This window comes from Duganella callida, from assembly GCF_004614165.1.
In the GTDB taxonomy this organism is placed as follows: domain Bacteria; phylum Pseudomonadota; class Gammaproteobacteria; order Burkholderiales; family Burkholderiaceae_D; genus Rugamonas; species Rugamonas callida.
In genome coordinates this window covers 1-15945 of sequence record NZ_SPVG01000004.1, presented here as the reverse complement: position 1 = coordinate 15945, position 15945 = coordinate 1, and the positions used below count along the sequence as shown (strand labels likewise).

Sequence of the window (15945 nt, the reverse complement as noted above, 5' to 3'; positions counted from 1 at the left end):
CCGCCACGATGGGCGCGTCGACCTGCTGCCGCTGCCGCCCGACTGCCCCAGCGCCGGCGCGGCCGACGTCAACCGCCTGGCCGAGGACCGCGACAGCACCTGGGCCGCGATCCGCGCCTGCGGCCTGTTCCGCTACAGCGGCGGCAAATGGAGCAATGCCGAACGCCTGGGCATCCCGCGCGCCGACCGCTACTTCGCCGCCGCGCCGGACGGCGCCATGTGGTTCGGCTACCGCAACGGCGACGTGCTGCGCTACCGCGATGGCCAACTGCTGACGTATGCGCTGGCCGACGGCGGCGTGCTGGGCGCGATCCGCTTCATCGACACCCAGCAGGACATCGTGGTCTCGGGCGGCGAAGGCAGCGCGGTGCTCAAGAACGGCAAGCTTCAGCGCCTGCACGCCAGCGAGCCGGAAGCGCTGAACAATCTGGCCGGCCTGGTGATCCTGCCCAACGGCGACCGCTGGCTGAACACCGGCCTGGGCCTGGCACACGTCACGCAGGCCGACTGGCAGGCCAGCATGCGCGACCCGCGCCGACCGTTGCGCCTGCGCCTGCTGGACGCGGCCGACGGCTATCCGGGCACGCCGGTGCTGTTCGCCACCGTGCCCAACGGCACGCTGGACCAGGCCGGCAAGATCTGGTTTGCCGGCACCGACGGCATCGGCGTGCTCGACACCATGCACATGTACCGCAACCCGCTGCCGCCGACGCTGCAGATCACCAGCCTGGGCACCGGCGAGCGGCTGTACGTGCCGGCCGACGGCGTATTACAGCTGCCGCAACGGCCCGAACGCATCGATATCCAGTTCGCCGCGTTGAGCCTGACCATGCCGGAAAAGATGCAGGTGCTGTATCAGCTGGAAGGCGTGGACCGCGACTGGCAGCGCGCCGGCCTGCGCCGCTTGGTCAGCTACGCCAACCTGAGTCCGGGCCAGTACCGCTTCCGTCTCAAGGCCGCCAATCCGGACGGCGTGTGGAACGAGACCGGCGTCAGCCTGACGTTCGCCATCGCACCCGCGTTCACCCAGACCGTCTGGTTCTACCTGCTGTGCGGCATCGCCGTGCTGGGCGCCGGCTATGGCCTGTACCTGATGCGCATGCGCCAGCTGGTGCGGCGCATGAACGCGGTGCTGGGCGCGCGCCTGCTGGAGCGCGAACGCATTGCCCGCGCGCTGCATGACAGCCTGCTGCAGAGCGTGCAGGCGCTGGTGCTGCGCTTCGGCGCCATCGGCCGCCACCTGCCGCCCGACAGCCCGGCGCAGCAGAAATTGCATGCCCTGCTCAGCGACGCCGACGGTGTGATCGTCGAAGGCCGCAACGCCGTGATGGGCCTGCGCCTGGCCAGCGTGTACGGCGGCGACATCGCGCTGGCGTTCACGCGCCTGGTCGAGCGCATGCAGGCCGAGCACAAGATCACCATCGTGCTGAATGTGCGCGGCGCGCGCCGCCGCCTCGATCCGCTGGCTTGGGAAGAGGTGTACCACGTCGGCGCCGAAGCGCTGCTCAACGCCTGCCGGCATGCCAGCGCCAGCCGCATCGTGATGGAGCTTGGTTATGGCGTGCAGGAATTCTCGCTGACCGTGCGCGACAACGGCAAGGGCATCGCCGACGAGGCCCTGCACGACGGCAGCCGCGCGGGCCATTGGGGCGTGGTCGGCATGCGCGAACGCGCCGCCGCGCTGAACGGCTGCCTGCAACTGAAGGCGGCCCCGGTGCGCGGGCTGGAAGTGTGGATGCGCATCCCGGCCGCGCGCGCCTACGACCGCGACAGCCGGCCCTCCTGGCGGCGCCGGCTGCGGGCCTGGCTGGACCGGCTAAACAGCCGGGCTTAGAGCCGCAAGCCCGGCGGCAAACGGCCGTCGGTGCTCATGCTGATGATGCCGCGCTGGATGCCCAGCAGTACCGCGTGGGTGCGGTCCTTGGCCTGCATCTTGGCCAGCACGTTTTTCATGTGGGTCTTGATGGTGCCTTCGGACAGGCCCAGATGGTCGCCGATCTTCTGGTTGGTGTTGCCGACCGCGGCCAGGCGCAGCACCTCCACCTCGCGCGGGCTCAGCGACTCGGTATGCATCTGCTCGGCCAGCGCGCAGGCCACCGACGGCAGGATGCGGCGCCGGCCCGCATGCACGCTGCGGATGGTGTCCTGCAATTCATGGCGCACCGCGCTTTTCAGCATGTAGCCGACCGCGCCGGCGCGGATCGCCTGCGCCGCATAGGCGTCGCCTTCATAGGTGGTCAGCACGATCACGCGCGCGGCGGGCGCATCCTTGCGGATTGCGGCGATCGCCTCGCTGCCGCTCATGTCGGGCAGGCGCAGGTCCATCAAGGTGACGTCGGGCCGCAGGCGGCGGTGCTGCGCGATCGCCTCGGCACCGGTGCCGGCCTGGCCGACCACCTGCACGTCGGCCATGGCTTCCAGCGCGCTGGCTACGCCCTCCAGAAAGATAGGATGGTCGTCCACCATCAGGATGGAAATCGGGGTTGCGCTCATGATCTACCTCGGGGCAAAGCGGGAAAACCTCTACTTTGCCATAAAAAACGTTTAACCCCTCTAACTCCATCGGACGATCGGACGCTATCGATATCTGATGATTCGGCCGTTCCTTGCATCTTCTACACTGCCCTCGCTATCTTTTCTTCACATTCTTTAACGAGGAGTCCATCATGAAGCGCACCAACGCCACCCTGGCCGCCACCCTGGCCCTGTCCATCGCCGCCCTGTCCGGCAGCGCCCAGGCCGCCGATGCACCCAAGCCGGAGCAGAAGAAAGCCACCGAAAAATGCTTTGGCGTCGCCAAGGCCGGCCAGAACGATTGCGCCGCCGGCGCCGGCACCACCTGCGCCGGCACCGCCAAGACCGACTACCAGGGCAACGCCTGGGTGCTGGTCGACAAGGGCACTTGCACCAAGATCAAGACCCCGAAAGGCTACGGCTCGCTGACCGCACGCTAAGCCGGGACATGAACCTGGCCCTGGCCTTTTGGCAGCAGGACTTCTGCGACTGGCTGCGGCAGCCGTCGGACCGCCTGGCACAGCGCCTGGGGCCGGCGGCGCGGCTGGCGGTCTACCAGAACAATTACCGCAGCCAGCTGGTCGGCTGCCTCGAACATTCCTTCCCGCTGCTGCGCGGCTGGATGGGCGAGGACGCCTTCCTCGGCGCGGCGGTACGCCACATCGACGCCTGCCCGCCGCACGCCTGGACGCTGGACGCCTATGCCGACGGCTTCCACGCCACGCTGGCGCAAGCCTACCCGCACCATCCCGACCTGCGCGAGCTGGCCTGGATCGAGCATGCGCTGAACACCGCCTTCGTGGCGGCCGACGCGGCGCCGCTCACGGCGGAGCAGCTGGCCGCGGCCGACTGGGATCGCGCCGTGCTGCGCCTGACGCCATCGCTGCAGCTGCTGGCGGCCACCACCAACGCCGAGGCCATCTGGAGCGCGCTGTGGGAACAGCGGCCGCCGCCGGACGGTGAAATGCTGGCCGAACCGGGCGGACTGGTGGTCTGGCGCCGCGGCCACAGCGCCGTGCTGCGCCAGACCGAGGCGCTGGAATATGCCGCGCTGTGCCAGCTGCGCGACGACGGCAGCTTTGCTGCGCTGTGCGACTGGCTGGCCGACTGCCTCGGCGAGGAAGCCGGCATCGCCCAGGCCGGCGCGCTGCTGGCGCACTGGCTGGGCGCCGAACTCATTACAGGGATAGATACGCCATGAATACCCACACGCTCCACGCCACCGCCGCTCCCGGCCCGGCCGGCAAACTGGCCCGGCTCGGCGCCGGCCTGCGCCGCGCGCTGCCGGAACCGCTGCTGCTGCTGGTGGCCCGCCTCGGCATCGGCGCGGTGTTCTTCCAGTCCGGCCGCACCAAGGTCGAAGGGCTGCTGACCATCAAGCCCTCCACCTACGAGCTGTTCCGCAGTGAATACGCGCTGCCGCTGCTGCCGCCCGAGCTGGCGGCGCAGTTGTCGGCCACGGCGGAAAACGTCTTGCCGATCCTGCTGGCGTTCGGCCTGGCCACGCGGCCGGCCGCGGCCGGCATGTTCATCATGACCGCCGTGATCGAAATCTTCGTCTATCCGGACGCCTGGCCGACCCACCTGAGCTGGGCCGGCCTGCTGCTGCCGCTGATCGCCCGCGGCGCCGGCGACTGGTCGCTCGACCATCTGCTGTGGCGCCGCTACCATAAGGAGCAAGCATGAACACATTACGCCTGATGGCCATCGCTGCCGCCATGACGGTGTTATCCGCGCAGGCCGAACCGGTGAAGAACATCGTCATCGTCAGCGGTTCCTTCGTCGACGGCTCCGGCTGGCGCGTGATCCACGACATCCTCACGCCGAAAGGCTACAAGGTCACCGTGGCGGCCCAGCCGCACACCAGCCTGGACGACGACGTCGCCGCCACCCGCGCAATCCTCGACCAGCAGATCGGCCCGGTGATCCTGGTCGGCCACAGCTCGGGCGGCGCGGTGATCTCGGCCGCCGGCGAGCGCGACAAGGTGAAGGCGCTGGTGTATGTCTCGGCACTGCTGCCCGACGTCGGCGAAAGCCTGGCGCAGCTGCTCGGCTCCATGCCGGCGCCCAGCAACAGCGTGCGGCCGACCCAGGATGGCCATTTGTTCGTCGATCCGGCGCGCTTCCACGACGACGTCGCCGCCGATCTGCCGGTCAACCGCACCAACTACATGGCGATCTCGCAGGTGCCGGCCACGGTGGCCACCTTCAGCACCCAGATCTGGGCCGCGGCCTGGCACAAGAAGCCGAGCTACGCCGTGCTGTCGACCGAAGACCGCGCGCTGAGCCCGGACCTGCAACGCTGGATGTACCAGCGCGCCGGCGCCAAGGTCACCGAAGTCAAGGGCAGCCACCTGGCCTATATCTCGCAGCCCGACCAGATCGCCAAAGTCATCGACGATGCCGCCAACGGCCGCTGATTTTTTCGTAGCACAACCAAGGAGAACTCCATGAGCCACACCACTTCCCGTTCCGTCCGCGCCGCCGCCTCCATGCTGGTGGCCCTGACCGCCCTCGGCGGCGCCACCCAGGCCAGCGCCGCCGACAAGCCGGCCGACGATGCCAAGGGCCGCTGCTACGGCATCAACACCTGCAAGGGCACCAGCCTGTGCGCCACCGCCAAGAACGATTGCAAGGGTCTCAACAGCTGCAAGGGTGAAGGCGTGCTGGTCAAGACCAAGAGCGAATGCCTGGCCGCCGGCGGCACCCTGACCGAACCGAAGAAAAAGTAAACCTCACCCCCGCCCGGCATCCGGCTGCGGACGCCGGGCGGTTCTTCCCTTCCGCCTTTCCGCTCATGACACCCTTTTCCGGTTTCGGCCTCGGCCTGCGCAAGGAGCACTACCACGATTTCCTGCACCAGCCGGTGCCGGTCGATTTCGTCGAGGTGATCTCCGAGAATTTCATGGTGGACGGCGGCCAGCCGCGCCACATCCTGCGCCAGATCCGCGCGCGCCACCCGGTGGCGCTGCACGGCGTATCCCTGTCGGTCGGCTCGGCCGACGGCGTGCGCGACGATTACCTGCGGCGCCTGCGCGCGCTGGCCGACGAGATCGAGCCGCTGTTCGTCTCCGACCACCTGAGCTGGTCGCGCTTCGGCCAGTTCAACTCGCACGACCTGCTGCCGCTGCCCTACACCGACGAGGCGCTGGGCGTGGTGTGCGACAACATCGACCGCGCCCAGGAAACGCTGGGACGGGTGATGCTGTTCGAAAACCCGTCCAGCTACCTGAGCTTCGAGCAGGCCGACATGAGCGAATGGGAATTCCTCAGCGCCATGTGCCGGCGCACCGGCTGCGAGCTGCTGCTGGACGTGAACAACATCTACGTCAGCGCCACCAACCACGGCTACGCGGTGGAAGACTACCTGCGCGGCATCCCGTACGAGCGGGTGCGTCAGATCCACCTGGCCGGCCACACGCCGGGCGACGATTTGCTGATCGACACCCACGACCGCGCGGTCGGCCCGGCCGTGTGGGCGCTGTACGCGCACGTGATGACCAAGACCGGACCGGTGGCGAGCATGATCGAGCGCGACGCCGACATCCCGCCGCTGGCCGAACTGCTACGCGAACTCGATATCGCGCGCCGCCTGGCGCGGCCGCGCGCCCACCTGCCCGAGGAATCTTATGTCTGAGCTGAACCGCCGCGATTTTCTGCTGTCCGCCGCCGCCCTGTCCCTGCCCGCGTTGAGTTCCGCCGCCGTCACCACCAAGCTAACGTTGATGGACACCCGCCAGGTCGAGGCCGGCGTGCTGGATGTCGGCTACCACGAATCCGGGCCGGAAGACGGCCATCCCATCATCCTGCTGCACGGCTTCCCCTACGACATACACAGCTACGCGGAGGTGGCGCCGCTGCTGGCGGCGCAAGGCTACCGCGTGATCGTGCCGCACCTGCGCGGCCATGGCAGCACACGTTTCCTGGATGCCGCCACGCCGCGCGCCGGCCAGCAGGCCGCGCTGGGCCAGGACGTGATCGATTTGATGGATGCGCTGCACATCCCGGAAGCGGTGCTGGCCGGTTACGACTGGGGCGGCCGCGCCGCCTGCGTGGCGGCGGTGCTCAAGCCCAGCCGCTGCGTCGGCCTGCTGTCGGTGAACAGCTACCTGATCCAGGACATCGGCCAGGCCGGCCTGCCGGCGCCGGCCAGGGTGGAAGCGGGCTTCTGGTACCAGTTCTACTTCCTGACCGAGCGCGGGCGCGCCGGCCTGAGCGCCAACCGCAGGGACATCGCCAAGCTGATGTGGCATGCCAATTCGCCGACGTGGCAATTTGACGACGCCACCTTCAGCCGCTCGGCGCAGGCGTTCGACAATCCGGATTATGTGGAAGTGGTGCTGCATTCCTACCGCCACCGCCTGGGCCATGCCGACGGTTACCCGGAGTATGCGGAGCTAGAACGGAAGCTGGCCGCACAGCCAGCGATCGCGGCGCCGGCCATCACCATGGATGGCCTGGCCGACGGCGTGATACAGGCCACGGACGGCAGCGCCACTGCGGCCCGCTTCAGCGGCCCACGCCGGCACATCCAGGTGCCCGGCGTCGGCCACAACCCGCCGCAGGAAGCGCCGCGGGTGTTTGCCGATGCGCTGGCCGAACTGGCGCGCAACGGCAAATGGCGGACTTGATTAAGCCTGGCCCGACAGCAGGAACAGAATCATGCCGGAGCTGCTTTCCAGTTTGCTCTGGATAGCGGCTTGGTCACCAGCGATCAGATCCTTGGATGGCAGGCTGCGTGCTGCCGGCACGTGGGCCGGATCGATGTTGATGCCCAGACCGGCCAGAGCGGTTACTGGGTCGCCCAGCAGTTGCTCGCGGAAGGCGTCGTCGCTGGCCAATTTGTCGAGTACGGTGCTGAGTTCGGTAGGAGTATGCATGCAAACCTTTCAAAAAGAAGTGGGGACAGCAGCACTTATCCTACGGCAAACTCATTGTGTTTTGCAAGCAACTTTAGTGTCTACATGCAATTTTTTATGACGCCAGTGTGACATCCGCGTGTTGCGCGACAGCGCGCGCACCGGCCAGTGCCACCGCCAGCGCCGCCGCGAACTGATCCAGCGCAGCCTGCGGCGATCGACTGCCTTCTCCCAGCAACATTTCCAGTTCACCGGCAGCGCGATGCAATTCCGGCATGGACAGGTTGCCGGCTGCGCCGCGCACCCGGTGCAGTTCGAGTCCCGCCCGCTGGAAATCGCCAGCCCGCACCAACTCCGCCACGGTCAGGCGTGCGGACGCGAAGTCGTCGGCGAACTGCAGCATCAGCGTCGCCAGCACCTGAAGATTTCCGCCCAGGCGCTCCAGCACTGCCCAGGTATCGATGCCATCGACCGCCGGCAGTGCCGGCGGGGCGCTACGCGCCATCTCTTCCAGTACTGCGCGCTGCGTCCAGCGCGCCAGCGCGGCAAACAGCCGCTTGGGCTCGATCGGCTTGGTGACGTAATCATTCATGCCGCGTCCCAGGCTGAGCTCACGGAAGCCGGCTACGGCGTGCGCGGTCATGGCCACTACCGGCAGGTCGGCGCCGCCAGGCAACTGGCGGATGCGCGCGGTCGCTTCGTAGCCATCCATCTCGGGCATCTGGATGTCCATCAGCACCACGTCGTAGCGCCCCTGCTCCACCATGCGCAAGGCTTCGACGCCGCTGGCGGCGAGATCTACCCGCACGCCGGCGCTTTGCAGAATTTCATGGGCGACCTGACGGTTGATGCCGTTATCGTCCACCACCAGCACATGCAAGCCCTGCAAGCCCTGCGCCGCCACCGCATGGGCTACCGGCGACGACACCGGCTGCGGCGCCGGCGCCTGATAACCCAGCGCCGCCAGTACCGCCGCCAGCAACGATTCGGCCGCCACCGGCTTGGCCAGCACCGCCGCGTCCGTCGGCAGGGTGGCCCGCGCCAGCTCGGCCGCCATCAGCACCACTGGTGGCAACAGTCCCGACGGCGCCAGCGCCGCCAGCCGCGCGTCGATCAGCACCACATCGACGCCGCCGTCGCGCAGTACCTGCTGGGCCGCATCGGTGGATGCCACCGCCTGTACCTGGAAACCATAACCGCGCAGTAAACGCTCCAGCATGACGCGCGCCGGCACGCTGGCATCGGCCACCAGCACCCGCTTGCCGCGAGCGTCATCCGGAACCGGCCACGGTGCCGGCTGGGCCTGCAGCTGCCGGCCCAGCATGACGCTGAAGTGGAAGCGGCTGCCCTGGCCCAGCAAGCTGTCGATTTCGATCACGCCGCCCATGGCCTGCACCAGTTGCTGCGAAATCGCCAGGCCCAGTCCCGTACCACCATATACGCGTGTGGTGCTGGCGTCGGCCTGTGAAAACGCGCGGAACAGACGTGCTTGCTGGTCTTCGCTGATGCCGACCCCGGTGTCTTCCACCGTGAAGTGCAGCCGCACCTGCTGCGCGCCGATTTCTTCATCCAGTTCCACGCGCAGCACGATGTGGCCGCGCGCGGTGAATTTCAGCGCATTGCCGACCAGGTTGACCAATACCTGGCTCAGACGCAGCGGATCGCCGACCAGCTGTTGCGGCACCTCCGGCGCGGCCCAGACCAGCCATTCCAGCCCCTTGTCGGCGGCCTGCCACGAGAACAGGTCACCGATCTGCTCCAGCGTATCGGCCAGCGCGAACGGCACCGCCTCCAGCTCCAGCTTGCCGGCCTCGATCTTGGAGAAATCCAGCACGTCGTCGATGATGCCCAGCAGGTTCTGGCCGGCGCGGCCGATCTTGCGGAAATAGTCATGGGTCTGCCCTTCGGGCGCCAGATTGCTGCCCAGCCCGGCAAAGCCCAGAATCGCATTCATCGGCGTGCGGATTTCATGGCTGATGTTGGCCAGGAATTCGCTCTTGGCGCGGGTCGACGCTTCGGCATCGGCGCGCGCCTGCTGGATAGCCTGGATCGCATTGCCCTTCTGGAAGGCGGACACCAGGGGTTCTTTCAGCGCCTTGAACAGCTCGATGTCGCCGCTGCTGAAGCGCTGGCCGTGTTCGAACACCAGGTAACCCTGCACCGCGCCGTTGATGCAGATCCGTACCGCCAGCACTTCCCCGGCCAGATTGCTCAGAAAAATATCCGGCGCCACCGCCCGCACGGTCAGGCGCGACTCGGCCTCGTCTACGGTCATCGGCGTCCGTGTCCGCGTTGTCGTGCCACGCTGCCAGCTGGCGCGCACGCACATGGCAGTTTCCCGCTGATCGACGATCATGGCATACGCCGCATCCAGGCCCTCGATCGCACTCGATTCCAGCAGAATGGTGTGTAACACCGCATCGAAATCGAGCTGTTCATTGATCGACTTGACGATGGCGTTGACCTTTTCCAGGTGCATGGTGCGCGAATACACCAGTTGCTGCAGGCGTTGCACCCGCCAGCGGTAGCCGCCGCCCGCGATCGCCAGCAAGACCAGAGCCCCGCCCAGGCGCGCCCACCAGGTCTGATACCAGGCCGGCAGCACGTTGATTTCCAGTGCCAGCTCATGCGGACTCCAGACGCCATCGCGGTTGCTGCCGCGCAGGTGCAAACGATAATGGCCGGGCGCCAGATTGCCGTACGATGCCACCCGGCGTGCGCTGTCGCTTTCGGTCCAGCCCCGGTCATAGCCCTCGAGCCAGAAGGCATAGCGGTTGCGCGAACTGGCTGAATAGTCGAGCGCCGCCGCTTCGATTTCCAGATTGCGGGTACCCGGGGGCACCACCAGCCCCCTGCTGTCTGACTCCAGCAACGGCGCCACCGGCACACCCTGGCCGTCGAGCATGACCGAGGTGATCGCTAGCGCCGGCTGGTAATGCCATTCCGGCAGCTGTTCCGGGTGGACCACGGCAAATCCGCCCGAAGTGCCGAATACCACTTCACCACGCCTGGCGCGTCCCACCGCACCGGAAAAATAGGGCTGGAAGACCAGGCCCTGCGGCCGTCCCACCAGTTGCACCGACAACTTGTCGACGTCGATCACGGCCAGGCCCTCGATAGTGGAGACCCACATGCGGCCGGACAGATCGGCCTGCAGCCCGGTCACGATGTCGCTCGGCAATCCTTGGGCCGCGCCGACGCGGCGAAAGCGTGGCGTGCCATCCGCGCTGGTGCTGGTCAGTACACCGATGCCGCCACCGTTCGTGCCCACCCACAGGCGGCCATGACGGTCAAAGGCCAGTACGTTGATCAAGCCGGTCGGCAAGGCTGACGACAAGCCGGGCGCCACCATAATCTGCTGCGCCTTGCCGGTGGTCGGGTCAAAATGGTTCAGACCATTGCGCGTGCCTATCCACAATTTACCGTCGGCATCGGCCACCATGTGCGAGATGCGGCTGTCGCTCAAGCCGCCGCTCTCGGGTTTGCCGGCGCCGTACAGCTGCGCGGTATTCGCGCGCGGGTCGTAACGCATCAAGCCATTCGGCAGACCGAGCCAGAGCACCTCGTCCAGCTTGAGCATCGCCCCCACGCGCGGCAGGGCCAACGCCGGCGGCACCGGCAACACCACCCGCCGCACCGTGCGTCCCTGATTGCTGGTGTGGTACAGGCCCAGCGCAGTACCGATCCAGGCTTCCTGGGGTTCGGCTTCAGTCATGGAAAAAATCAGGCGGTTGGGCAGTGCCGTCTCTGGATGCTGCGCATCGGCACGCAAGCCGGGACTGCGTCGACCGTCGGCGTCAATCAGATCGATGCCGGACTCGCCCATGCCCACCCACAAGCGTCCGCCGCTGTCCGTCATGAAAGCCGACACCGAGACTTCCGGCAGACCGACCCCATCCATCACCGTATCGACCGTATGGTTGCCTGGATTGTGAACGTCCACCCCGCGCTCATTGGGAGCCCAGATCAGACCGCTGCGGTCACGCCACAAGGCGGCCACCCGATCATGTTCCAGGCTGGAGGCCACGCCCAGGCGATGGGTAATACGCCGGCTGTGACCTTCCAGATCAAATTCGATGATGCCGCCGCCGTAGGTCGCCGCCCACCAGAGGCCGGGCCGGATTTCGCTCAGCGACAGGCACATGGCACTGCCGGCATCCTTGACGCCGTCCAGCACCAGCAGCCGGGCCGACGGCCGGCCATCGGCAGCGATGTCCACCACGCCCACCCCGGAGCGCAAGGTGCCGAACACCAGCGGTTTGCCGGCAGTACCGTTCAGCGACAGCACCATGTCCTGCACACCGGGCACGGCCGCGATCTGGCCGGTGGCGGCGTCACGACGCAACAGGCCGGCTGCGGTGCCTATCCACAAGTCACCGCGGCTGTCGCGCCACAGTGCGCGGACCATATTCGCGGCGGGGCCGCCCGCTGCCGGATAATGCACAACCTTGCCGCTGGTTTCAACGTAATCGAGCCCGGCGGCAGTACCCACCCAAAGCCCATGTGCATCACTGGCCAGGGCGCTGACGGCCAGACTGGACAGGCCACCGGGACCGACGCCGTAACGGACGAAACGTTCCCTGCGTTTGTCGTACATGGCCAAGCCATCGGTCGAGGTGCCGACCCACAGGCGGCCCTGCTGGTCCGTGTGCAGCGTCTGCACGAAGTCCCCCGGCAGCGAAGTCGGATCGGTGGCGCTGAAGAAGAAATTGCGCATCCGGTAACCATCCCAGCGCGCCAGGCCGCGCTGGGTGCCGAACCACATGTAGCCGTCGGCGTCCTGGGTCACGGTCATCACCACCGGGTGCGGCAAGCCCTGTTCCGGGCGCACGTGCTCGAACACGGTGGGCGCCAGCGCCTGCCACGGGTCGGGCGCGGCCGTGGCGGACACGGCGGCGACACACAGGCTGGCGGCGACGGCGATGCGGCGCAGGCGGAACAAATCGGACACGATGCGAGGGGCGATGAGAGACGGACAACCACCCCACACCGGCAAGGAATTAGTATTGCTCGAAAGAATACGGAATACTCGGCCGCCTGTCCACGGAATTAGTTTCAGATCCTGCATTTTTAATGGTTGTTCCGACAAGCTTGTCAAGCAAACTTGCCAGGGAAATCAAGTTTCTTCTCCCGCCGCCAATCAACTTTGTGACTAAATAAGTTTTAGTCAATTGCTTGAGCGTTGCCCGATTGACTCCCCGATAGGAAGCTACCACCATCGGCTCAGCCGCAGCGGACCTGACGGCCTATAACAATCTGAATAGGGGAGTCCACGATGTACGCCCAACCACCACGCCTGAAACACCTCGCAGTCCTGATCGCCACCGCCATCGCCGGCAGCGCGATCGCCCAGCAAGTCCCCGACGGCGGCAAGCCCGACGACGTCACCGTCACCATCACCGGCTCGCGGCTGGTCAACCGCGGCTTCCTGGCGCCCACCCCGGTCACGGTGGTCGATGCCACCGAACTCAAGGTGTCCGGCACCCAGAACCTCGAGAATCTGCTCAACGACACGCCGCAATTCACCGCCAATCAGCTCAACAGCCCGACCGCCAACACGGTGCAGGCCGGCCAGCCGTCCGGCACCTCGACGCTGAACCTGCGCAACCTGGGACCGACACGCAACCTGGTGCTGGTCAACGGCCGCCGCTTCGCCATCACCGGCCCCGACTTCACCACCGACATCAACACCATCCCCACCGCGCTGGTCAAGCGCATCGAGACGGTGACCGGCGGCTCCTCGGCGGTGTATGGTTCCGATGCGATCTCGGGTGTGGTGAACTTCATCCTGCGCGACAACTTCGAAGGCGTCGAGCTGACCACCCAGGGCAACTGGGATCAGCCGACCCACACGCCGACCCGCAGCGTCGATCTGACCGTGGGCGGCAACTTCGACAACGGCAAGGGCAACGCCGTCATTTCGATCAACTACCAGGACCGCGCGGGCCAGACCCGCGGCGATCTGGGCGGCTATTCGCTGCCGTCACTGGGCGATGGCTGCGTCACCGCCGCCTCGTGGTCGGCCACGCGGCCCGGCACGCCGCTGGCGGTGCCGTCGGGCCAGACCTGCCTGGCGGCCGGCGGCAAGCCGGGCCTGGTGTACAGCGGCTCGTCCAATGTGCCCAACGGCCGCATCGGCAACCTGCCGGTGGTCGGTTCGTCCAGCTCCAACCCGGCGCTGGATGCCGCCATGCGCGCGGCCGGCCTCGGCAGCATGACCACGCTGGGTGCCATCTTCGACACCACCGGCAAGGTGGTACGTCCCTACACCACCGACGACGCCTACGATCTCGGTCCGCTGTCCTACATCACCACGCCGCAACAGCGCTGGATGGCCAACGCCTTTGCCCATTACGATTTCAACGAGCACGCGACCGGCTACACCGAAGTCCACTTCAGCAGCAATGACGCCAATGTGCAGATCGGTCCCAGCAGCGCCGGCGGCAACTTCCTGGTCAACACCAACAATCCGTATCTGAGCCCGCAGATGCAGGAAGTGCTGCGTCAGCTTGACCTGAAGGAAAGCGGTACCACCCGCGTTACCACGGGTTCGCAGACCCTGAGCACCACGCCGGGTGACGGTCTGGCGGTGCTGAACCTGAATCGCCGCCTGAGCGACCTGGGCACGCGTACCGCCGCCACCAATCACCAGACCTTTCGCGTCGCGCTCGGCGTGCGCGGCCAGCTGAACGACCTGTCGGAAAAATACCTGACCGACCTCAGGTACGACCTCTACTACACCAACAGCCGCACCACCGAAACGCAGTTCCAGGGCGGATCGATCTCGCTCAGCCGCTTCCAGAATGCCATCCTGTCGCAGAACGGCGCGGCGCCGGTGTTCAACCCGTTCGGCCAGAATCTGAGCGCGGCGGCGGCCAGCGCGATCGGGATTTCGTCCAACTCCACCATCCGCGCCGAGCAGCAGGGCCTGGCGGCCAACCTGACCGGCAAGCTGCTGGAACTGCCGGCTGGTCCGGTCGATTTTTCGACCGGCGCCGAACACCGCCACGCCTATAGCAAGTACACGCCGGATGCCTATCTGGCATCGGGCGACGTCTCCGGCTGGAACGCGGCGCGGCCGACCGAAGGTGAGTCGACCGTCAAGGAAATCTTCGGTGAGGTGCGGGTGCCGGTGCTGGCCGACCAGCCCTTCGCCAAAAACTGGAGCGTCAGCGGCGCTTTCCGCCGCTCCGACTACGATGTGGAATCGGTCGGCAAAGTGTGGACCAGCTCGCTCGGCACCGAATGGACCCCGATCGACAGCCTGACCTTCCGCGCGCAGCGGCAGAAATCGATCCGCGCGCCCAACGTCGGCGAACTGTTCGGCGGCCAGGGCACCAACGGCCCGACCGCCACCGACCCGTGCTCGGCGCGCCAGCCGATCGGCCAGCAGACCGCCGCCGTGCGCGCGGTCTGTGTGGCGACCGGCGTGCCGGCCAACCTTGTGTTCGATCCGTCGGTGCAGCCGAGCCAGTTCCTGACCCAGATCGTCGGCGGCAATCCGAACCTGAAGGCGGAAACCTCGCACACCACCACCTTCGGCGCCGTGTTCGCACCGAAGTTCGTGCCGGGCCTGCAGCTGAGTCTGGACTACTACCGCATCACGCTGGACGATGCCATCTCGACCCTGGGCGGCGGCGGTATCCAGTCGGTGCTGAACCTGTGCTACAACACCATCCAGAACGCCAACAGCGTGTACTGCAAGGCGGTCAACCGCGATCCGGTCACCGGCCAGATCGCCGCGCCGAACTACGTGATGACCACCAACGCCAACATCGGCGGCATCAAGACTTCCGGCTACGACCTGGCCGGCCACTACGGCTTGCGCAGCGCCTGGGGCCTGATGGGCGCGGACAGCCGCTGGGACCTCAGTACCAACTGGACCTATGTGAAGGAATTGACCTTTACGCCGATCCAGGATCTGGCCGCCATCACCAACCAGTGCGTGGCCAGCTTTGGCCAGACTTGCGGCCAGCCGGTGCCGCACTGGAAAGGGACCGCGCGACTGACCTGGAACACCGGCAAGATGATGTTGTCGGCACGCGCGCGCTTCATCGGCAAGGTGACGGTGGACACCTATGTGTTGCCGGCCACCTCGGGCGGCACGCCGCCGGCGCTGGAGTCGCTGACCAATCCGAAGATCGGCGCCTACACCTACCTGGACCTGACCGCCGGCTACGACTTCACCAAAAAGATCAGCCTGACGGCGGGTGTGCGCAATGTGCTCGACAAGGATCCGCCGGTGGTCGGCTCGTCGCAGCTGCCGGCCAACAACACCATCGCCGCGACCTATGATCCGCTGGGCCGCAACCTGTTCGTCAGCCTGAACGTCAAGCTGTGAGCGGGCACGATGCGCAACGCCGGCGCCTGACGCTGGCACTGGGGGCCGGACTGGTCGGCGGCTGGACCGCCACGGCGCGCGCTGGCGATCAGGCAGGCAGCGCCACTCCCGCGCCAGCTCACACCGCTACGGCAGCGTCACTCGGCGACGGGGCCGTAGCGGCTGGCGCGGCGGTGCCGGCGGGCGGCACCGGCCGGCGTGCTGCGCCAGACGACAAGGCCGACGCCGCTG

12 protein-coding genes are annotated in these 15945 nt (G+C 67.0%); 9 read left to right on the top strand and 3 right to left on the bottom strand.

Annotated elements, in window-relative coordinates; genetic code table 11:
- Positions 1-1834, top strand: a 1834-nt coding sequence (locus E4L98_RS00230) for a sensor histidine kinase (RefSeq protein WP_229257155.1), incomplete at its 5' end; no start/stop codon positions are given.
- Here E4L98_RS00230 and E4L98_RS00225 read toward each other — a convergent pair.
- Positions 1831-2493 carry a response regulator transcription factor gene (locus tag E4L98_RS00225; RefSeq protein WP_205746635.1) on the bottom strand — a complete coding sequence of 221 codons (663 nt, stop codon included), beginning with the start codon at positions 2491-2493 and terminating at the stop codon, positions 1831-1833. The genes E4L98_RS00230 and E4L98_RS00225 overlap by 4 nt on opposite strands.
- Positions 2494-2666: 173 nt before the next feature.
- On the opposite strand from E4L98_RS00225, the gene E4L98_RS00220 reads away from it, so the two are divergent.
- From E4L98_RS00220 to E4L98_RS00190, 7 genes are all read left to right on the top strand, one after another.
- Positions 2667-2954: a BufA1 family periplasmic bufferin-type metallophore gene (locus E4L98_RS00220; RefSeq protein ID WP_135199552.1), complete on the top strand. Its 288-nt coding sequence runs from the start codon at positions 2667-2669 to the stop codon at positions 2952-2954.
- An 8-nt stretch (positions 2955-2962) separates the two neighbouring features.
- The gene (locus E4L98_RS00215) at positions 2963-3715 is read left to right on the top strand and encodes an HvfC/BufC N-terminal domain-containing protein (protein ID WP_205746634.1); all 753 of its coding nucleotides are present in this window, start codon (positions 2963-2965) and stop codon (positions 3713-3715) included.
- Entirely contained in the window at positions 3712-4200 is a 489-nt protein-coding gene (locus E4L98_RS00210; RefSeq protein WP_135199551.1) for a DoxX family protein, read from the top strand. The genes E4L98_RS00215 and E4L98_RS00210 overlap by 4 nt, the downstream gene beginning before the upstream one ends.
- Positions 4197-4934 carry an alpha/beta fold hydrolase gene (locus tag E4L98_RS00205; protein WP_135199550.1) on the top strand — a complete coding sequence of 246 codons (738 nt, stop codon included), beginning with the start codon at positions 4197-4199 and terminating at the stop codon, positions 4932-4934. Before E4L98_RS00210 ends, E4L98_RS00205 begins: the two co-directional genes overlap by 4 nt.
- A 30-nt stretch (positions 4935-4964) precedes the next feature.
- Positions 4965-5246, top strand: a complete 282-nt coding sequence (gene bufA2, locus E4L98_RS00200) for a BufA2 family periplasmic bufferin-type metallophore (protein ID WP_135199549.1) — start codon at positions 4965-4967, stop codon at positions 5244-5246.
- A 65-nt stretch (positions 5247-5311) separates the two neighbouring features.
- Entirely contained in the window at positions 5312-6151 is an 840-nt protein-coding gene (gene bufB, locus E4L98_RS00195; protein ID WP_135199548.1) for an MNIO family bufferin maturase, read from the top strand.
- Positions 6144-7145 carry an alpha/beta fold hydrolase gene (locus E4L98_RS00190; protein WP_135199547.1) on the top strand — a complete coding sequence of 334 codons (1002 nt, stop codon included), beginning with the start codon at positions 6144-6146 and terminating at the stop codon, positions 7143-7145. Before bufB ends, E4L98_RS00190 begins: the two co-directional genes overlap by 8 nt.
- Here the strand turns inward: E4L98_RS00190 and E4L98_RS00185 are convergent, their stop codons facing one another.
- The gene (locus tag E4L98_RS00185) at positions 7146-7394 is read right to left on the bottom strand and encodes an NHLP-related RiPP peptide (protein WP_135199546.1); all 249 of its coding nucleotides are present in this window, start codon (positions 7392-7394) and stop codon (positions 7146-7148) included.
- A gap of 94 nt (positions 7395-7488) precedes the next feature.
- Positions 7489-12324 (bottom strand): hybrid sensor histidine kinase/response regulator, encoded by a 4836-nt coding sequence (locus tag E4L98_RS00180; protein ID WP_167761234.1) that lies wholly within the window; start codon positions 12322-12324, stop codon positions 7489-7491.
- A gap of 324 nt (positions 12325-12648) precedes the next feature.
- On the opposite strand from E4L98_RS00180, the gene E4L98_RS00175 reads away from it, so the two are divergent.
- The gene (locus E4L98_RS00175; protein WP_135199544.1) at positions 12649-15714 is read left to right on the top strand and encodes a TonB-dependent receptor domain-containing protein; all 3066 of its coding nucleotides are present in this window, start codon (positions 12649-12651) and stop codon (positions 15712-15714) included.
- Positions 15715-15945: the final 231 nt, after the last annotated feature.